This window comes from Microbacterium gorillae (assembly GCF_000826185.2).
In the GTDB taxonomy this organism is placed as follows: domain Bacteria; phylum Actinomycetota; class Actinomycetes; order Actinomycetales; family Microbacteriaceae; genus Microbacterium; species Microbacterium gorillae.
The window spans coordinates 96,144-116,092 of the sequence record NZ_LN648870.1 but is presented as its reverse complement, the minus strand read 5'-3'; the positions used below and the strand labels follow the sequence as shown (position 1 = coordinate 116,092).

The window sequence follows — 19,949 nt, the reverse complement described above, 5'->3', positions numbered from 1 at the left end:
GGTGACGGAGTACGGCAAGGACCTCACCCGCATCGAGACGCCCATCCCGGGCCTGGTCGTGTTCGAGCTGCCCGTGCACGGCGACTCCCGCGGCTGGTTCAAGGAGAACTGGCAGCGCGAGAAGATGACCGCGCTCGGACTGCCCGATTTCGGTCCGGTGCAGAACAACATCTCCTTCAACGACGCGGTCGGCACCACCCGCGGCATTCACGCAGAACCGTGGGACAAGTGGGTCTCCGTCGCCACCGGTCGGATCTTCGGCGCGTGGGTCGACCTGCGCGAGGGGCCGACCTTCGGCACCGTCTTCACCACCGAACTCGACCCGTCCCGCGCCATCTTCGTCCCGCGCGGCGTCGGCAACTCCTACCAGACGCTCGAGGCGGACACGGCGTACGCGTACCTCGTGAACGACCACTGGTCCCCCACCACGTCCTACTCGTTCCTCAACCTCGCCGACGAGACGGTCGCGATCGACTGGCCCATTCCGCTCTCCGACGTCGAGATCTCCGCCAAGGACCAGGACCACCCCCGCCTCGCCGACGTGGTGCCGATCCCGCCGAAGCGGATCCTCGTCCTGGGAGCGGACGGGCAGCTCGGTCGCGCTCTGCGCGCCCGATACGCCGACGCCGCGCACGTCGAGTTCGCCACGCGCGCGGACCTCGACCTCACCGCCGGCGACCTGCGCGAGGCCCGTCGCTGGCGCGACTACGGCGCGATCATCAACGCCGCCGCCTACACCGCGGTCGATGCCGCCGAGACGCCGGACGGACGCGCGGCGGCCTGGGCGGCGAACGGCACCGCGGTCGCGCGCCTCGCGGCCATCGCGACCGAGTTCGGCGTCACCCTCGTGCACGTCTCCAGCGATTACGTCTTCGACGGCGCCGAATCGGGCGCCTACGGCGAAGACGCTGCGCTCTGCCCCCTGGGCGTGTACGGACAGACGAAGGCCGCCGGCGACCTCGCGGCCGCGACCGTCCCGCGCCACTACATCGTCCGCACCTCGTGGGTGATCGGAGACGGCAAGAACTTCGTGCGCACCATGGCCGCGCTCGCCGAACGCGGAGTGGATCCGGCCGTGGTGTCCGACCAGGTCGGGCGGCTGACGTTCACGGCCGACATCGCCGACGCCATCGCGCATCTGCTCGAGACCGGAGCGCCGAGCGGGACCTACAACGTGACCTCCGCCGGACCGGCGCGCTCCTGGGCCGACATCGCGCGCGAGGTGTTCCGGCTGACCGGCCATGACCCGGCCCGCGTGAGCGATGTCACGTCGGCGGAGTACTTCGCCGACGCCGCGGGTCCCACAGCGCCCAGGCCGGCCAACAGCGTCCTGGAGCTGGCGAAGATCACCGCCACCGGCTTCGTCCCACGCGACGGAGACGCGGCCCTGGCGGCCTACCTCGCGGACTGAGCCCGCCCCGCGGCCCGGATTCACGGTGCCGGCCGCTGGTAGAATCCTCTGATGCTGTGGCTCGGTCACACGTGCCCGCCACTCGCGGGGCGCCGGCCGGAACCGCGTGAGGGAGAGGTGAGCTCGTGTCCGGTGTGCTGGTGCACGAATGGCTCGCCCCGCACGGCGGTTCGGAGAACGTCTTCGAGGTCCTCTCCGACGTCTTCCCGGACGCGCAGCGGTTCTGTCTGTGGAACGACAGCGACGGCCGCTTCACGGGCGTCCGCGAGACGATGCTCGCGCGCACGCCCCTGCGTCGCAGCAAGGCCGCGGCGCTGCCGTTCATGCCGACCGCCTGGCGCGCACTGCCCGCGGTGGACGCCGACTGGGTGCTGACCAGCAGCCACCTGTTCGCCCATCACGCGCGTTTCCGTGGCCCCGCCCGGGACGCGCCGAAGCTCGTCTACGCGCACACGCCCGCACGCTACGTGTGGACGCCCGAGCTCGACGGTCGCGGCTCCGGAATCGCGGCGCGCGCGGTCTCGAGCGTGATCAAACCCCTCGACCGGCGACGGGCCGCGGAGCCGGTGGCGATCGCCGCGAACAGCGCCTTCATCGCCGAACGCATCGCCGACACGTGGGAGCGCGAGGCGACGGTCATCCATCCGCCGGTGGACGTCTCCGCATTCACGACGCCCGCGCAGCTCAGCGCCGCCGAACGCGCCGAACTCGCGACGCTGCCGGACCAGTTCCTGCTCGGGGTCTCACGATTCGTCTCCTACAAGCGGCTGGATCGCGTGATCGAAGCCGGCCATGTCTCGAACCTGCCGGTGGTGCTGGCCGGCAGTGGACCCGAGGAGGAGCGTCTGCGCGAGCTCGCCGCGGCGCTCGGCGTTCGCACGGTGTTCGTGCACCGCCCCTCCACCGCCCTTCTCGCCGAGCTGTACCGCCGGGCGCTCACGCTGGTGTTCCCCGCGATCGAGGACTTCGGCATCATGCCGGTCGAGGCGATGTCCACCGGTACGCCCGTCGTGGCGAGCGCGATCGGCGGCACCGCCGAGACGGTGGTGGACGGGGTGACCGGCGCCCTCGTGCACGACTGGGCCGGAGCCGACCTCGCCAACGCGGTGCAGCGCGCCGTCGCGACCGATGCGGCCGCATCCGTCGCCCGCGCGCAGGAGTTCGACACCCGGGTGTTCACCGAGCGCATCGCCGACTGGGTCGCGACCACGACCGGTGACACCGTGGCGCCCTCATCCGAATCGGCCGCCTCGTGACGTCGCTGTTCGTCGATGACCGCTACCGCGGCGCCCACGGCATCGGTCGGTACGCCCGCGAAGTCCTCCCTCGGCTGCGGCCGGAATGGCGCGCGCTCGGGCTGAGCGGGAGCCCCTACTCCCCCGTCGACGCCTTTCGCCGCCTGCCCGGAGTCGGTCCCGATGCTCGGGTGTACTCCCCCGGCTACGGCGCGCTCGTGCGCGCGCCCCGGCAGATCCTGACGATCCACGACCTCATCCAGTTGCGGTCACCGTGGCCGGGACGGGCGAAGTTCCTCGCGTACTACGCGGGTCCGGTGCGGCAGGTCGTGCGTCGCGCGGGTGTGGTGCTGACCGTGTCCGAGACGTCGGCGGAAGACATCCGCGCCTGGGTGCGGGATGACCGCGTGCGGGTGGTGAATGCGGGCAACGGCGCCTCCGCCGCCTTCCGCCGCGAGGGCCCGGCGGAGAACGCCGACGAGCCGTACGTCATGTACGTCGGCAACACCCGCCACCACAAGAACCTCGACGTGGTCATTCGCGCTCTGGCCCAGGCGCCGGACGTCCGGCTGCGCGCCGTGCTGCCCGCGGGCGAGCTGACGGTGGCATCCGAGTGGGCGGACGCGGCCGGGGTGAGCGCCCGCGTGGACCTGCTGCACGACGTGGATGACGAGCGTCTCGCGGAGCTGTATCGCGGAGCGGCGGCCACGGTGCAACCGTCCACGGACGAGGGCTTCGGGCTGCCCGCCCTCGAGTCGATCGCGTGCGGTGTCCCGGTGATCTTCTGGTCCGGATGCGCCTCCGTCGCCGAGATCGTCGGCGACCGCGGGTGGGCGGTGCAGGCCGCACATGACGAGGCCTCCTGGGCGGACGCCCTCACGGTCGCGGTCGGTGCGCGTCGCCGCGTCCGGTTGCCGGACGGACGGTACGACTGGGACCGCACGGCGGCCATCGTCTCCGACGAGCTCGAGCGCGCACGCGGCTGAGCACGTCTCAGCGGTCGGGCAGATCGCGCACGAACGCGCGCAGGGTCGCCGCCTTGGTCTCCCAGGACTCCGCGGCCGCGCGCCGCACCCCGGCGGTGTTCGGAGACGGGTGCGCGAGCGCCCGCTCCAGCGCAGCATTCGCGTCGGACCGGTCCGCGTACGTGTAGAGGCCGGCATCGGCGTCGCTCTGGATCACGGGCGTCGCGCGGCTGAGGACGGCGAGGCCGGCGGAAAGGTACTCGTACAGCTTCATGGGGCTGCGTCCGGCGTTCAGCGGGTCGTCCGAGAGCGGCAGCAGGCCGACGCGGGCACCGTGCAGCAGCGTGGGGAGCGCTTCGTACGGGACGGATCCCGGAAGCTCGATGTTGGGCGGCAGGTCCGCCCCCGGATCGCCCCCGGGCCCCGCCATCACGAAGCGCACGTCCGGGTGCGCGTGGGCCCAGTCGATCACCTGCGTCCAGTCGAATCGTCCGTCGAACGCGCCGACGTACACCGCGACGGGCGGACGCGGCTCGGTCGCCGTGGGTGGCGCGGCGAAGCGGTCGGCGTCGACGCCGTTGGCGATCACCAGAGCGGGGACGGTGAGCGGCCCGAGTGCGGCGCGGACCTCGGTCGAGGTGGCGACCACCCCGTCGGACGCGTCGAGGATGCGCTGCTGCAGAGTGTGCTTCACGCCGTCCGGGTAGAGGTCGGTCGGGCGGTACACGAGACGCTTCGCCACCCTGCGCAGCGACGGATGCCAGAGCAGCGGCTGGTCGATGAGGACGGCGTCGAAGTCCGACGCGAGGCCGTGCCGGGCGAGCTCGCGGTCGGCACGGAACGGGCCGTAGGGCACCGGGAGGAACGTCCGGGGCACGAGATGGACGACGCCGTCCTCGTCCCGGTACGGGCCCCTTGGCAGCGTCGCCAGGCTGTCGCGGTCCACCCGGCCGGTCAGGCGATGTGCGAGGGACACCGGCGTGGACAGGTGCACGACCTCCGCGCCGGATGACGCGAGCGTGCGAGCGTAGTGATGGCTGCCGACGCGAAACGGTCCGAACGCGTGGCTGTGGGAGAGGAAGAGGTACCGCTCGGTCATCCGCGCGCCGCCCGGATCGTGTCGCGCAGCTCGGTCTTGACGCCGGCGAGTTCTGTTTCAGCGGCCGAGACGCGCGCGATGACCTCCGCGTTCCGCTCGAGCTGGGCGCGGAGGAACGCCGCCAGCGTGACGGTGTCCGCGCCCTCGGCATCTCGGGTGATCCCACGCAACCCGATCACCTCGAAGGCGGCGGCGATCTTCGCGGTGGGCCGGGGCACGAGTTCGGCGGGGACCGCGCCGCTCAGGGCGGCGAGGACGAGCACGTGCATGCGGTCGCTGATGACCAGGCGAGCCCGGTCGTAGCGGTCGCGGAGCTGCGCCTCCTGCGTCACGGCATCGGTGTCGGCCCAGGGCTCGAAGGTGCCGCCGAGAGCCTGGGCGAGCTCTCGGGCGCGGTCCTCGTCCTCCCGCACCTGCACCACGGTCCGGATGCGCAGTCCTTCGTCGGCCGCGACAGAGCGGACGGCCTCGATCCATGCCTCATCAGGCATGGGGCGCGCGCCGCGCAGGCTGATGATCAGTTCGTCCCGCTCGGCCTCGGGCACCCCGGCGCGGATGCCGGCCGCGAACCCGATGTCGGGCACGACGCGTCGGCCGCCGGCGAGTTTCGCACTCGCCCGGTCCCGCCACAGCGCGACCTGCGAAAGTCGGGCGGCCCGGGCGTGGATCCACAGCGCCGGGTTCGTGGCCGCGCGGATCCCCCGCGGCGGGCGGACGACCACGCCGCCCTTGAGTCGCACGATCAGGGTCTCGGCGAGGAACACGATCTCGCGCAGCCCGTTGCCGCGATCCAGCGGGACCTCCCCGGCCTCGAACACGAGGACCGGCCGGCGCCGGGCCGTGGCCAGCAGCCACAGCCACCGCGGCACGCTGCGCTTCGATCGCAGGATCGTCGCGTCCGCCGGCACGCCCAGCTGCGCGAGCCAGACGTCCGGAGCCTCACCGACGTACGCGACGAGCTCGTCCGAGGTCCCGAGCGCCCACTCCAGTGTTCCGCGGCGGATCAGGGCATCGCCGATATTGCCCGCCGGGCCCGTGAGGGACACGAACGTGCGGGTGGGGCGGCGTGCCATGTTCATCGTCCTCAGGCTATGCGGATGCGGCGCACTCAGCGGGCGCGGAACGCTTTCAGCGCCTGGAAGGCGACCTGCGCGTCGGGCGCGGAATCGAGCGCCCCCACCTCGGCGAACTCGGCCGCGGTGAGAGCGGAGACCTTCTTCGAGGCGCCGTCGAAGACGCCGTACACGACCTCGCTCAGCATGTCCGTCACCGGCCGGGAGAACTCGCGTCCCTGGATCTGACGCACCATCGCGAGGTAGCTCAGGTAGTAGCCGGTCACCGAACGCGCGTCGCGCAGCGTCGTGATGGTGGAGCCCGGGCGGATGCGGCGCGCGTAGATGTCAGCGTCCGTGTGCGCCACGCGTGCGGCATCCAGCAGCAGCGCGAACGTGTAGGGATTGTCCTGGTGGATGATGCCCGGGATGAACCGTGCACCCGTCTCGCGAACGAACGCCGTGCGAGCGAGGTACATGCCCACGTGCGGCCGGTAGTCCCGGTGACGGCGCATGTCCGCGATCATCTCCGCCCCCGAGCGAACCTCCGCATAGGCGTGCGAGCGCTGGTAGTAGGTGGCGTACCGCTTCCACGTCGCCGCGGCGACGGTGCCGTCGAGGAAGGACAGGCAGTCGAACATCAGCACGTCGAGGTTCTCGTCGTCCGCGCGGCGCACGAGGCCGGCGAGCGTGTCCGCGGGCCAGAAGTCATCGCTGTCGAGGTACACGAGGTAGCGTCCGGCGGCGGCGTCCAGGCCGGCATTGCGTCCGACGGACTGCCCCTGGTTGGCCTGATCGAGGATCGTCACGCGCGGATCCGCGTCGGCGATCCGCTGCAGGACGGCGCGCGAGTCATCGGTGGATCCGTCGTTGATGCAGATGACCTCGACCGTCACACCGGTCTGGGCGAGCACGCTGGAGAGGCAGTCGTCCAGCCACGCCTCAGAGTTGTAGACCGGGATGACCACCGTGACGTCCGGGTTCGCCACGCGGTCGACCGTGCCACGGTCCGCGAGGGCACGCAGCGGCGTCGGTCGTTCGGCGGGTGCCGCCGCGACTGGACGCACAGCGCCCGACGGCTTCGACCCGTTGCCCAGCTCGTTCAAGCGACGCTTGAGCCCCCGAACCTTGCCCGGCACCCAGGCGATCTTGCCGCCGAGCCGGTACGCCGTGGAGGACTCCAGCTTGCGCACCTGCCGCCGAGCGCTGTCGCGCTCTCCCCGGACTGCGTCCAGCTCCCGCTCCAGCCGTTCGGCGTACGCGTCGGCGGGCGAATCGCGCTCAGCGGGCGACATGGCGGCGGGAGTCAGACGGGAATCGAGGCACCCTTGATTGTTTCATGCGCTGTCGCGTCCGCGGAGGGTGCTCAATGCATGCCCCGCGAGAATGCTCGATTCCCGCCCCTGCGCGGGTCAACCCACGGCAGGGGCAACGAATTCCGCCCACAATCCGGGTGATTCCGGTCGGGTAGGCTCTCTTCCTGTGACTCAGCCCGCGAACTCCTCTTCCCGTATCTGGCATACCGACGACCTTCTGGTCCGCATCGCCCGCGGCGACGACGCCGGCTCCGTCAACGACACAGCGACGACCGAGACGTGGGGTGAGAACAAGGCGGTCGCCGACGCCCAGTTCGGCGTCGCCACGCTGTCTCTCCTGGCGGGGGACCCGGAGCGCCAGGAGCGCATGGCCGCCCTGCGGAACAAGACCTTCCCCGATCGGGATGTGGTCGTGTTCGGTGCTCGCACCAAGTCGCAGTGGGCGCTCGAAGCCCTCGCCGGCCGCTTCACCGGCCACGCGCATGACTGGGCGTCCCTGCGCGCCTCCATCATCGCCGTCGCCGAGTCCGGCCGCACGGACGACCCGGTGGTCAGCCCACTCTCCCTCGAACAGCTCACCGGTCTGACCGACCTCCTGCACGAGCGCGACCTGGACGCCGAAGCCGAGAAGGCCTTGCTGCAGGTCACCGCCGCGGGCGTGATCGGCGGCGGGGCCATCCACAAGAACCACCTCGAGCCCCTCGCCGAGCGCCTGCTGCAGAACGATCTGCCTGACCTGGCGCGTGCCGTGCTGCCCCGTCTGCCCAAGCGCAACTGGGTGCGCCACGCGATCACCGCCGAGCTCGAGCACCCGCGGTTCGGCGGGTCGTTCGCCTCGGTGCTTCGCCTGCTGAACGAGCCGTACCACCGGGTGGGCATCGAAGCCGTCTCGCTGAGTGACGGTGAGGGGTCGGCGTTCGCGCGCCTCGCTGCGGCACCGGCGGCCCCCGTCACGGACGGCCCGCTCGTCACAATCATCATGACGACCTCAGCACCCGGCCCGGAGATCTTCGTGGCCGTGCGCTCGCTCATCGCGCAGAGCTACCAGAACTGGGAGCTCATCATCACCGATGATGCTTCGCCGCGCGGAATCGCGACCACCCTCAAGCAGCTCAGCGCCCTGGATTCCCGCATCCGCGTGATCCGCAACGACGAGAGCGCCGGCGTGTTCGTCCGCCGGAACGAAGCGCTGCAGGGCGCCACCGGGGAGTTCGTCGCACTGCAGGACCCCGCCGCCTGGGCGCACCCGCGTCGCCTGGAGATCCAGGTGCAGCACCTCATGACCAACCCGGGCCGCATGGCCAACGTCGTCAACGCCGCGCGCGTCACCGACGAGCTCTCGCTCCTCGGTGGGGCCGGAGCGGACTTGATCGTCGACGAAACGTCCCTGATGTTCCGCCGCGAAGACGTGCTCGCATCCGTCGGCTTCTTCGACTCGGTGCCGCGCGACGCGGACCTGGAGTTCCGTCGGCGTCTGGAGCGCGCGACCGGTGTCGCGGCTCCCGTCCTCCTGCCCGGAGCGCCTCTGGAGTACATCCTCACGGACAGCGCGTCCATCCCCGAGGGCGACCCGGGAGTCAGCCTCTGGAATCGCTCCGACCGACTGATGTACCTGAGTGGCGCCAAGCGCTATCTGCAGCGAATCGAGGAGGAGGGAAGCTCGCCGCGCGTCGCTTTCCCACTCGACCAGCGCCCCTTCGCTGCGCCCGCCCAGTGGAGCGGCGCCGGTTCCGAGGCTCAGGCCTTCGATGTGGTCGTCGTGCTCGACGGTCGCGATTTCTCCAAGCTTCGTGACTTCCACGCCACGGTGGTGGCCGAGCTCGAACAGGCCGTCGCCGCGGGCCTTCGCGTCGCTGTACTCCAGGCGCACTCCCTGCCGGGGCCGCGCGGTCGCGCATACTTCGCTCCCGCGCTGCAGGACCTCGTTGACGCGGGTGCCGTGACGCGCATCGTCGAGACCGACGCCGTCTCCGCCGGGGTCGTCGTCGTCCGACACGCTGGCGCCGCGCAGGGGCACCGCGCGGAGCGCCTGCCGATCACGACGTCGCGCGCTGTCGTCATCGAGGACGCCTCCGCGAACGATTCTCGCGGTGACACGTTCGCCCGCCCCGACGTCTCCGACACCGTGACCGCCTGGTTCGGCGTTGAGCCGTCCTGGGACGTGGCGGCCCCGCCGCTGCCGCCGGTCAGCGTCTCAACCGTCACCTACGGCGACGGGCGACTCGAGATGACCATCGAGACGGGGGTTCCCCGCAGCGTCCGAGAAGTACGCCTGACGTCCGAGGCGGAGACGGTCGTGCTCGACGTGACCGTCGCCGGCGGAGATTCCGTGCTGTGCCAGACGGAGACCGCGAAGCTCGCGGGACACGAGTGGACCATCGAGGTGGAGTACGACGCAGGCGCTGGGCGGACCACCACACAGGAATGCCCGCTGACCCTCACCACGACCATCATGAACCGGCCTTCCGAGGTCGCACTGCGGACCGAGAGCGGTGGCCTGTTGTTCCTCCCGGCCCGCCCGGAAGGTGACGTGCCCGGGAGCCGCGAGTTCGCGTCGTCCTACCTGTCCGCGTCCGCGGACCGCGTCGCCGTCGCTGGAGAGCAGTTCCAGGTTCGTCTGGCCTCGGGTGGCTCTGCGGCCGTGTCGCGCATCTACGCACTGCGCAAGGTCAATGCCGGTGTGGTTCGCCGGCGCGACTTCACGCTCGGCACCGCAGCGGACGGCTCGAAGGTCTGGGAACGGCCGCTCGCCAAGTTCGCCGACTCGCGCTGGTACCTCTACGGCACGTTCCGCACGCCCCAGGGGCTGGTCGAGTACCCGGTGGCTCTGGACGAGACCGCAACGGTCGTCGGCGGCGCCGCCTGGGCCCCGCAGATCCTCTCCGGCGGACGCCTCCTGATCGCCCCGCCCCGCCCCGGACGCGTCGCTCGCGCGACCAGCCGGGTGACACGGGTCGTCTCCTCCAAGTTCGGCGATGTGAGCGGCATCGTGAAGCGCCGTGGCGCGGTCGCCGAAGCTCCGGTTGAGAAGGTCCACTTCAACGCGAGCCACGCGGAGCCGCGCGTTCAGTCCGCGCCCACGGTCACCGTCGTGATGCCCGTATACAACGTCGAGCCTTACCTGGACGTCGCCATCTCTTCGGTGCTGGACCAGGAGTTCGCCGACCTCGAGCTGATCCTCGTGGACGACGCGTCGACGGACAACGGTCGCCGCATCATCCAGAAGTACTGGCAGGCGGACCCGCGCGTGCGCGTGTTCGGGCTGGATCACAACACCATCGGTGGCGCCGGAGTGCCGAGCAACATCGGCATTCGTGCCGCGCGCGGTGAATACGTCGCCTTCGCCGACAGCGACGACCACGTCACGCCGCAGGGGCTGGCCCGCATGGTGCGCCTGGCGGAGCAGCACGAGGCCGAGCTGGTCATCGGTGATTTCAAGACGTTCTCCGACAAGCTGCAGGAGGGCGCGGAGTCCTACGACCGCAAGGTCTGGGCCGACCTTCCGCTGAACAAGCCCATCTCGGCATTCACTGACCCGGCACTGTTCAAGCTGTCGCCCGTGCCGTGGCGGAAGCTGTACCGCCGGTCATTCCTGCAGAAGAACGCGATCGCGTACCCCGAGGGCGACTACTTCTACGAGGACAACCCGCTGCATTGGTTCGTGCTGTCGCGGGCGCACACGGTCGTCATGTGCGACGAGGTCATCAGCTACCACCGCATGGAGCGCGAGGGTCAGACGATGAGCGCGGCCACGTACAAGCTCGGCGCCTTCGTGAACCACATGAACACGATCCGCAGCTTCCTCACGACCAGCACCGATGAGAAGCGGAACGTGCTGTTCGAGGCGTTCTACGACTACCTCGCCCGGACCAACTGGGTCGCGAAGAACCAGACGCAGCCGGCGGCGAACGAGCTGATCCGGCGGGGAATGGACGAGGTCTACCAGCGCGCGCGGACGGCCGCACCGGACGCTGCCGTGGCCCCGAACCTCCGTGCCCGCCTGGCGTCGTACAGCGGGGCGTACCCGGACATCGATCTGACGATCATCGTGCCGGTGTTCAACAGCGCCGATCTGCTGAAGCAGACCATGGACTCCGTCCTGGGCCTGTCCGGTCTGCGGTTCAACGTCATCCTCGTCGACGACGGGTCCACCGACGACTCCCTCGCGATCATGGAGGAGTACGAGAAGGCGAACGGCAACGTCCACGTGTTCGCACAGGGCAACCGGGGCGCTGGCCGAGCGCGCAACTCGGTCATCCCGCTCGCCACGGGCCGGTACACCTTCTTCCTCGATGCGGACGACGTCATCGATCCGGAGGCACTCGTGGCCGCGGTCGCGAAGGCCGACGAGGACAACGCGGACCTCCTGTTCGTCGAGTACAAGATCGAGTACACCGACGAGGGACGCACCGACGGAATGTACAAGGCGGACCGCGAAGTGTGGCGCAAGCTGCGCGCATCGAGCCGCCACAAGCAGCGGCAGCAGATCGTGGCCCAGCTCATCAACTACCCGTGGAACCGGATCATCCGGACGTCGCTGCTGCACGATGCGAACATCTTCTTCGGCGCGACCGTCGTGAACAACGACGTCCCCTACCACTGGCAGTCGATCGTCGCGGCGCAGAGCATCGGATACCTGGACGCGGCTGTCGTCACCCACCGCAAGTTCGCCACGCGCGACCAGGTGACCAACATCCAGGACGGCCGCCGCATGGCGGTGCTGGAGGCGCTTCGCAGCACTCACGAGCGAATCTCCACGCAGGAGGCGTACGAGAACGTGCGCTCTGAATGGGAGAAGTTCGCCCTGCACCTGCTCGCGTGGGCCAAGGATCGCATCCCGGACTCGCTGCACGCCAACTATGAAGAGCGTCGCGCGGAACTGACTCGGGCTTTCGCGCAGGGCTGAGCCTCGGGCAGCCGCCCACCCCAACCCCGTCTGCGACTTCCGTCGCAGACGGGGTTCGTCGTCCCCCGCCAGAGCTTCGGCCGGTTGCAGACATTCGTCCCCTTCGGGTCGAGGGCCCGATCGCTGCACGATAAGGTAACCAAAGGGGCTTCGCGACCTGTCTCCTCCTCGGAGCGGAATGCAACGTGGCACGGCCGAGAGAGCACACAACAGCCATGCCGAGCGTGAGGCCGACGCGCGGTCACGCGCAGTGATCGCTATTGGTTTCGGCTTCAAGGTAGGCGCAATGATTCACCAGACGTTCGTGCACGGTCCCGTCGAGGGTGGCGGCTCATGAGCGAGCTCGCGAGCACCATCGTTTTCGATCTCGACGGGACGCTCACCCACGATGATGATGCCCCGTACGCGCAGAAGCGACCGAACCGCGCGATGGTCGAGCGTCTGTTGGAGTATCGGGAGGCCGGATTCCGCATCGCGATCCAGACCGCTCGAAACATGCGTACCTTCGACGGGCAGATCGGACGAATCAACGCTGTGACCCTCCCCGTGATCATCCGATGGCTGGACGAGAACGCCATTCCGTACGACGAGATCCACGTCGGCAAGCCGTGGTGTGGCCCAGACGGCTTCTACGTCGACGATCGGGCATTGCGGCCCTCAGAGTTTCTGGCCATGAGCACCGACGACATCGCTGAGCTGCTGGACGCCGAGCGTGCCGCGCTGGATAACACCCGGGAGCGAACGGAATGACCGGCACCGTGATCATCGCTTCAGCCGCATACGTCGGAGCGGAACTTTCAGCTGAACTCGGGCAACTTCCTCCCGCGTTTCTTCCGGTGGCCAGCGGGCGCCTGTACGAGAAGCAGATCGGATCGCTTGCGTCCCGCTTCGACCGCATCGTTCTCACCCTGCCGAGCGATTTCGCGTTGCCCGAGGCTGACGCGGCATGGCTGAGTGCGAATGACGTCGAGGTGATCACCGTCGACCCGAAGATCGATCTCTGCCATTCGCTCCTCCACGTCATCGACGACCTCGACTTCCGCGACGGCGAAGTCGCCGTGCTGCACGGCGACACGCTCTTTCCCGAAGCGGTCTTCCCCGACCCGGATGCGTTCTTCGTGAGCGAGACCCGGCACGCCTACCGCTGGGCGCAGTGCGATGTGCAAGACGGCCTCGTCGCCCACGTCGCGAGCGAAAGTCAGGCGATCGCCCATTCCGACACCGTGCTCAGCGGCTTCTTCCATTTCTCCGACGTACGAGAGCTCGCCCTGAGTCTCGCAGTGAGCGCCGGCTTCGCGGAAGCACTGGATCACTATGCCCAACGCGTTTCCGTGCACGCGGTGACGCCACCAGTGTGGCTGGACTTCGGGCACTCGAACTCCTTCTATACGTCCCGAGCGTCGTTCACCACTCAGCGATCATTCAATGACCTGACGATCCAGTCGGGTGTCGTGTGGAAATCCAGCCAGCGTCCCGGTCGTGTGGATGCGGAGGCGAACTGGTTCGAGTCCGTCCCGTTCGACGTCAAGGCCCTGACACCTCAATTCCTCGGACGATGGACCAACGATGGGGCGGACGGATACCGCCTGAAGTACGCGCACATGCCCTCGCTGGCCGAGCTGTTCGTATTCGCCGATCTGCCCGACTACGCCTGGTCGCACATTGTCGAAGCATGCGGTGAATTCCTCCGGCTGGCACGGAGCGCGAGCCAACCGCTGACACCCGTGCCGTCAGACTACGCATCGATGCACCGGCGAAAGACACTGGCACGGCTGGCGGAGTGGAGCACCGAGAGCGGCACCAGCCTCGAGACCCCGTGGCGGTTCAATGGTCGTGACCTTCCGGGCCTCGACGACATCGCAAACAGGCTCGCCGACATCGTCGAAGGAGGGGCGGAGGAAGCGACCACAATCGTGCACGGGGACTTCTGCTTCAGCAACATCCTCTACGACTTCCGAAGCGACACCGTCTGCGTCCTCGACCCGCGCGGTCAGGATGCCGATGATCGAACGACGATTTGGGGCGATCAGCGGTACGACGCAGCGAAGCTCATGCATTCAGCCAACGGTCTTTACGACCTGATCATCGCCGGTCGCATGCTCGCAACTCAGCCTGCGCCCCACGAACTCCTGATGGATGCCAACGCCTCTCACGTCCAGCAGATCGTCGGGAATCGGGTGGAGCAGCTCGTCGCGTCGCTTTTTCCCGGTGAGTTGCGCGTGATACAAGCGATGACCGCGCTCCTCTTTCTGTCCATGCTGCCGTTGCACGATGACCGCCCCGCGCGGCAGCGCACGATGCTCGCCAATGGCCTCCGCCTCTACACCGAAGTGATGGATGAAGACGCATGATCGTGATCCCGATGGCCGGCCTCAGCCGCCGTTTCACGGAGGCCGGCTACACGGTCCCGAAGTACCAGCTCCCGGTCGCGGGAGAATCGTTGTTCTCCCTGACGGTCAAGTCCTTTCAGGACTTCTTCTCATCTGAGCTCTTCGTCTTCGCTTATCGGAACGTGGCCGATACCCGGTCCTTCCTGGAACGCGAGTGCGCGGCACTCGGCATCTCGCAGTTCCACCTCACCGAGATCGACGAGCCGACCGAAGGACAAGCGCACACGGTTGACCTCGCTGTCCGTGACGTCTCCGTCGCCGATGAACCGATGGTCATCTTCAACATCGACACGATCCGTCCGGGGTGGCGACCGCCCACCTTCCCCGACGCGCGAGTCCCCGACGGGTACTTGGAAGTGGTGCGCGCGGCGGGTGAAGGCTGGTCCTTCGTGGACCCCGGCCCGGCTCAGTCGGTGCTCCGTACCACCGAAAAGCAACGAATCTCCGATCTCTGCTCCACGGGGCTCTACGAGTTCAGAACCGCATCGCTTTTCCGCTCGGCATTCGCTGAAGCGCGCGAACGGAGCATCACGACGAAGGGCGAGTATTACGTCGCACCGCTGTACAACATCCTGATCGAGCGCGGGCTGGCTGTCTCCTACTACGAGATCGCTCCCGAGGATGTCCGCTTCAGCGGTGTCCCGGACGAGTACGAGGAACTCGTGCGCACGACCAATGCCAGCGAAAGAGGCGGCGAGTAGTGGGTAGCCCATCCCGATACGCCGTCGTTTCGGGCGAGATACGCGACGAATTCGACTTCCTCGTGACTCTGTCGAAGGTCGTGGAGTTGCGGGATCGAGGCGTGATCTCAGGAATCGTTGTCTCCACGTGGGAATCCCAGATCAACAGCTCCCTTCGCCGCCAGTTGGATACCCTGGGCATCTCACTATTGGAGTACCCCGGAGACTTTCTCGCTTCTCGTGAAATTGAAGCGCAGGCAGTGTTCTTGCGTCAGGCAAAGTTGTTCCTGGAGGGCCTGAGGCTCATACCTGATGACGGCTACGTCATCCGAGTTCGCACCGACCGCTCGCTCGATGAGTTGGGAAGCGCGATAGGAAACGCGCGAGGCGACGACTTCCCGCTGCCCGACGACAAGGTCAGCGTGCATATCCGGGAAGTTCAGGCTCGGAACTTTGAGATGCCGCTCTTCTTCTCTGACTTCACGTTCTACGGGCCCAAGCTAGCCCTCCAACGGATGATCCTGCTCGAGTCCTCCTTTCACCTCATCGACCGCCCGATTGTGACGAACGCGATGTGGTTCGTGGGCCAGTCGCTTCACGACAGTCCGATCATCCGGGACTGGTACTACTACGTTGACATCCAACTGTTGAAGGCCGGAGTGCGAGAACTCGGTTGGGCGGGCGTGGGCGACTGGCCGATCGCATTCATCAATATGCTCGCCGAGCATTTCTGTTTGCTTGAGCGCGACTTCTTCATCGTTCCGGAGAACAAGGAGGTGACGGACCTCACCCTGGAAGAGTCGCTGACGACGGGGTCATGGACGATGAGCATCGCGGCAATCGTGTCCGGCCGACTAGGCCGCCCCAGCCGCAACTACGAAAGATTCATGGAAGCCGTCGACGCCGTTCGGCAAGGGCGAAAACTCGCGATCACAGCTGAAGTGCATCGGGACCTGATCGCTTTCGGGCATCGGATCTTCCCGAACGCACCGGCTCGTTGGTTGCGGCCATTCATCCAACTAGGTCCCGCCCGGTTGTCGAATACCGATTCTCGGTCGGACCCGGGAGCCATACTCTTCGACGGCGCTGGCCCGCGGGTGCGCGAGCTCGTGGACGAGGTGCGACGCACTTCCATCGTTCAGGGAGTCGAAGCAAAGCTCTCGCCCCGTGACGGACGCTTGTTCTATCTCGCGCTTGCAGCTGAGACCCGAAGCAGGGCAGAGATCGCACCACGACTCTCTCGCTTTCTCAGAGAAAAGGACTGGGATACCGTCCTTCAGGGTCGATTCGTGGCATCCCAGATCGAAAACATGCTGCGGCAGCAACTAATGCACCGCTTCAACCTCCAGGTCGTCTTTGACCTCATGGTCTTCTACGACCACTATCGGAACTCAGTGGACTTCCATGAAATCCCATTTCCGGAGAAGGCGAAGGACCTGCTCATCACTGTCGTTGCAAAGCGGTTCGCAACTGGCCTGGACTGGGACGATTCGTTGTCGGCGATGCAGAACTTCCGCCAGCAAATCGCCGCGTTTGCGGCATCGCTCGACGACGCATCGACGCGTGGACGGGTCAACGCCGTGCTCGCCCAAGCCAACAGCTATCGCAGCGAGCTATTCAGCTAGCCGCCGCGACGGAGAGGAAGTCAAAGAATGCCATCACAGTTGTTTCTAATCGCCGCCGACGGCAGCCGCACCGAGGTGGACCCCAAGCACAAGTTCGAGGGCCTCACCATCGATTGGCGCGGCGAAGGCAGCGTGGTCGAGATTCATGAGGGCGCGAAGTTCCGAGGCTCGAAGCTCATCCTCGGACACCGGTCGACGGTACGCATCGACGACAGCCGGGAGCGCGGAGTCTTCGACGGCGTGGTCGTGTGGCTGGGCGGCGCCGGCGCCGTGGATGTCAACCTCACGATCGGCCACAGCTTCTCGATGTTCGGAGGAGGCCAGATCTTCCTTCGCGACGAGTCCAAGCTGTCCGTAGTGATCGGAGATGACGTCATGATCAGCACCAACGTGGTCATCCAGGCGAGCGACGGTCATATCATCCGCGATGCCTCCGGCGAGATGGTCAACGCCGCTCACGACCCGTCCATCGTCATCGGCGACCACGTCTGGATCGGGCGGAACGTCCTCATCAACAAGAATGTTCGCCTGCCCCTGGGGACCATCGTGGGGTCCGGGAGCGTGGTGACGAAGAAATTCGAGACCGAGAACGCCGCGATCGCCGGCAATCCGGCGAAGGTCGTCCGGGAGGGCCTGTTCTGGGAGCGCAAGCACAATATCTGATCGAACAATCTGAGGAGGGGTCAGCCACTGCGGCGCCTGGGGCAGATGATCCTCTCAGAGGACGCGCGCTAGAATCTCGGAGGCCGCGGAATTCGCGGCCGTCGGTCTGAGCGGGGAGGGGAATCTATATGAGCGCGAGCTACGCCTCTGCCAACCTCACCGAGGTCGGACAACGCCCTCCACTTGGCCGCTACCTCGCCGAAGCGTGGCGACGCCGTTCGTTCGGCTTCGAACTGGCGCGGTACAAGTTGGCGTCGAGTCTGCTCCAGAATCGGCTCGGCGTTCTGTGGCTCATCCTCAGGCCGCTGTCGATGGTGCTGATCTACGGCGCGATCTTCCACTTCGTGCTCTCCGGGCCCGCGCGCCCGGCCAGTTTCGTACCGTTCCTCATCGTCGGGGTGTTCACGTTCGAGTTCTTCACCGGTTGCTTCGGAGCAGGCTCGAAAGCCATCACGGGCAATGCCAAGCTCGTGCAGAGCCTCGGCTTCCCGCGCATCCTGCTCCCGGTATCCGTCGTCGTAGAGCAGGCGATGCGGATGATCCCCGTGGTGGCGCTCCTCGGCATCCTGATGCTCGTGTTCGGCGAACCGATCTCGTGGTCGTGGCTGCTCCTGATCCCGATCCTGGCCGTAATGTCGGTGTTCAACCTCGGCGTCGCGCTCATCGTGGCCCGCTTGTCCACCCACGCACGTGATGTTCAACAGGCGATCCCGATCATCAACCGGGTCCTGTTCTACGTGACGGGTATCTTCTTCAGCATTGACGGTGCACTGGCGAATTACCCCACGCTGCTGGCGATCGCTCACTGGATCCCGACCTACGACTTCGTCTCCCTCGCGCGGTCAGTGCTTCTCAGTTCCTACACGGCCCCGGCCATCGCGTGGGTCGCCGCAGGAACGTGGGCTCTCGTCACCATCGTCGTCGGAACGGTCTTCTTCTGGCAGGCCGAAGCGAGGTATGGCCTCAGTGACTGAAACTCTCTTGATGAATGAGAACGCGATCGCCGGAGGCGGACGACGCGCCATGATCGTCGCCGACGACGCGCACGTCACCTACCAGGTCTACTCGTCGGGAAAGCCCGTCGGTGCACGGAGCAAGCTGCTCGGCCAATCCGGCCGACACATCAATTCGGTTCCGGCGCTGCGCGGAGTCAGCTTCACGGCCACCGAAGGCGAGTCCGTCGGCGTCGTCGGACACAACGGCTCGGGAAAGTCCACGCTGTTCCGCGCCCTCGCGGGCTTGATCCCGACGTCCGAAGGGAGCATCTGGGCGGCCGACCGACCGGTGCTGCTCGGCGTCAACGCGGCACTCATGCCGGAATTGTCCGGCGAGGTCAACATCAAGCTCGGCCTGCTCGCCATGGGGTTCACGCCCGAAGAGGCCGCCTCCCAGGTCGGTGAGATCGCGGATTTCGCCGAACTCAATGACTTCATCAGCCACCCCATGCGCACGTACTCGTCGGGCATGGGCGCGCGGTTGCGGTTCGCCATCGCGTCCGCACGGCCGCACTCCATCCTTCTCCTGGATGAGGCACTCGCCGTCGGCGACCGCCGGTTCCGCCAGAAGAGTGAAGAACGAATTCGCGGCCTCCGCGAGGCCGCCGGACTGGTGATGATCGTCAGCCACTCAGCCGGATCCCTCAAGGACGCGTGCGAGCGCGGGCTGTGGATCCACAAGGGCGAGCTGCGCGCCGACGGACCGATCAAAGACGTCGTCGACGAATACACCCGCTGGTCGAAGGATCCGACGAGCGTCGCCGTGGGTGCCGCGTCGAAGCCGAAAGCCGTGCCGGCCGCCGTCACGACTGCGCTCCCCACGGTGCCGGAGACGACCTCGACGAAGCCGGTGGCCGTCCCCGGGGAGAGCCCTCGAACGAAGGCACGACGAGACCGGTACCGTTCGGTGGACCGCCGTCGCTCTCGCCGCCGCATCCTCGCGTTCTCGCTCACCGGTGGCGCGATCATCGCCGCCGTCGGCGCCGGAGCCGCTGTCGCGCTCGTCGCCAACCAGTCCGATCGAAGCGAACTCTCCGAAGTGCGTGCGGCGCTCGAACAGAGCGCGTCACCGACGCCGACCACCACCCCGACACCGACGCCGACGCCCGTGCTGCCGGTCATCAACAACTTCGCGGCATCACCGCTGACGATTCACTGCGACACCACGGAGTCCACGGCGGCGTTGCAGCTGAGCTGGGATGTCGCGGGCGCGAAAACGGTCTCCATCTCGACGTCGATCCCGGACGGCAGCAACAGTCAACCGCTGCTGGTCGACCAACCGGCATCGGTCCCCGCACAGTCGGTCACCTACGGCTGCTACAACGAGGCGCTGATGTACACCCTCGTGACGCAGAACGCGCAGGGCCAGCAGGTCACCTCGTCGGTCGTCGTCGTGCGGGACCTCGCGGCGGCGGAGGTCGTTCCGGCGCCCGCCCCCGTGGATCCGGCCCCGACGGAGGATCCGGCGCCCGTTGACCCGGTGCCGACGGAGGATCCCACAACGCCCGTCGAACCGGGGCCCACCGAGAACCCGGTTCCCGAGCCCGATCCGACCGTCGACGCGCCGACCGATCCCTCACCCGCCGCTTCCGGGTAGTTCCTGACACCTTTC

14 protein-coding genes are annotated in these 19,949 nt (G+C 67.5%); 11 read left to right on the top strand and 3 right to left on the bottom strand.

Going from position 1 to position 19,949, the window contains the following annotated elements; all coding sequences use genetic code 11:
- Position 1: 1 nt before the first annotated feature.
- The 3 genes from BN1193_RS00615 to BN1193_RS00605 all read left to right on the top strand — a co-directional run bounded on the left by BN1193_RS00615 (position 2) and on the right by BN1193_RS00605 (position 3,632).
- Complete coding sequence (locus tag BN1193_RS00615) at positions 2–1,411, top strand: sugar nucleotide-binding protein (RefSeq protein WP_040162948.1); 1,410 nt, start codon at positions 2–4, stop codon at positions 1,409–1,411.
- Positions 1,412–1,536: 125 nt separating this feature from the next.
- Positions 1,537–2,667: a glycosyltransferase gene (locus BN1193_RS00610; protein ID WP_052460297.1), complete on the top strand. Its 1,131-nt coding sequence runs from the start codon at positions 1,537–1,539 to the stop codon at positions 2,665–2,667.
- Positions 2,664–3,632, top strand: a complete 969-nt coding sequence (locus tag BN1193_RS00605) for a glycosyltransferase family 4 protein (RefSeq protein WP_040162946.1) — start codon at positions 2,664–2,666, stop codon at positions 3,630–3,632. Before BN1193_RS00610 ends, BN1193_RS00605 begins: the two co-directional genes overlap by 4 nt.
- A 7-nt stretch (positions 3,633–3,639) precedes the next feature.
- On the opposite strand, the gene BN1193_RS00600 is transcribed toward BN1193_RS00605, so the two are convergent.
- The 3 genes from BN1193_RS00600 to BN1193_RS00590 are packed head-to-tail and all read right to left on the bottom strand — an operon-like array spanning position 3,640 to position 7,057.
- The gene (locus BN1193_RS00600; protein WP_040162943.1) at positions 3,640–4,710 is read right to left on the bottom strand and encodes a glycosyltransferase family protein; all 1,071 of its coding nucleotides are present in this window, start codon (positions 4,708–4,710) and stop codon (positions 3,640–3,642) included.
- A complete protein-coding gene (locus BN1193_RS00595; protein ID WP_040162940.1) occupies positions 4,707–5,789 on the bottom strand; it encodes a polysaccharide pyruvyl transferase family protein in 1,083 nt (360 codons plus the stop codon). Before BN1193_RS00595 ends, BN1193_RS00600 begins: the two co-directional genes overlap by 4 nt.
- Before the next feature lie 29 nt (positions 5,790–5,818).
- Positions 5,819–7,057 carry a glycosyltransferase gene (locus BN1193_RS00590; protein ID WP_040162937.1) on the bottom strand — a complete coding sequence of 413 codons (1,239 nt, stop codon included), beginning with the start codon at positions 7,055–7,057 and terminating at the stop codon, positions 5,819–5,821.
- A gap of 187 nt (positions 7,058–7,244) precedes the next feature.
- Here BN1193_RS00590 and BN1193_RS00585 point away from each other — a divergent pair, with 187 nt between their 5' ends.
- From BN1193_RS00585 to BN1193_RS18105, 8 genes are all read left to right on the top strand, one after another.
- Positions 7,245–11,984: a glycosyltransferase gene (locus BN1193_RS00585; protein ID WP_052460296.1), complete on the top strand. Its 4,740-nt coding sequence runs from the start codon at positions 7,245–7,247 to the stop codon at positions 11,982–11,984.
- 333 nt (positions 11,985–12,317) lie between these two features.
- Complete coding sequence (locus BN1193_RS00580; RefSeq protein ID WP_040162934.1) at positions 12,318–12,734, top strand: HAD family hydrolase; 417 nt, start codon at positions 12,318–12,320, stop codon at positions 12,732–12,734.
- On the top strand, positions 12,731–14,335 hold the full coding sequence (locus BN1193_RS00575; RefSeq protein ID WP_040162931.1) for a phosphotransferase: 1,605 nt from the start codon (positions 12,731–12,733) through the stop codon (positions 14,333–14,335). The genes BN1193_RS00580 and BN1193_RS00575 overlap by 4 nt, the downstream gene beginning before the upstream one ends.
- Positions 14,332–15,075, top strand: a complete 744-nt coding sequence (locus BN1193_RS00570; RefSeq protein ID WP_040162927.1) for a glycosyltransferase family protein — start codon at positions 14,332–14,334, stop codon at positions 15,073–15,075. Before BN1193_RS00575 ends, BN1193_RS00570 begins: the two co-directional genes overlap by 4 nt.
- Before the next feature lie 62 nt (positions 15,076–15,137).
- The gene (locus BN1193_RS00565; protein ID WP_141396593.1) at positions 15,138–16,679 is read left to right on the top strand and encodes a hypothetical protein; all 1,542 of its coding nucleotides are present in this window, start codon (positions 15,138–15,140) and stop codon (positions 16,677–16,679) included.
- Between the two features lie 27 nt (positions 16,680–16,706).
- Positions 16,707–17,342 (top strand): acyltransferase, encoded by a 636-nt coding sequence (locus BN1193_RS00560; RefSeq protein ID WP_141396592.1) that lies wholly within the window; start codon positions 16,707–16,709, stop codon positions 17,340–17,342.
- Positions 17,343–17,470: 128 nt separating this feature from the next.
- Positions 17,471–18,316 carry an ABC transporter permease gene (locus BN1193_RS00555; RefSeq protein WP_040162921.1) on the top strand — a complete coding sequence of 282 codons (846 nt, stop codon included), beginning with the start codon at positions 17,471–17,473 and terminating at the stop codon, positions 18,314–18,316.
- Between the two features lie 10 nt (positions 18,317–18,326).
- Positions 18,327–19,934 (top strand): ABC transporter ATP-binding protein, encoded by a 1,608-nt coding sequence (locus BN1193_RS18105; RefSeq protein ID WP_195907776.1) that lies wholly within the window; start codon positions 18,327–18,329, stop codon positions 19,932–19,934.
- Positions 19,935–19,949: the final 15 nt, after the last annotated feature.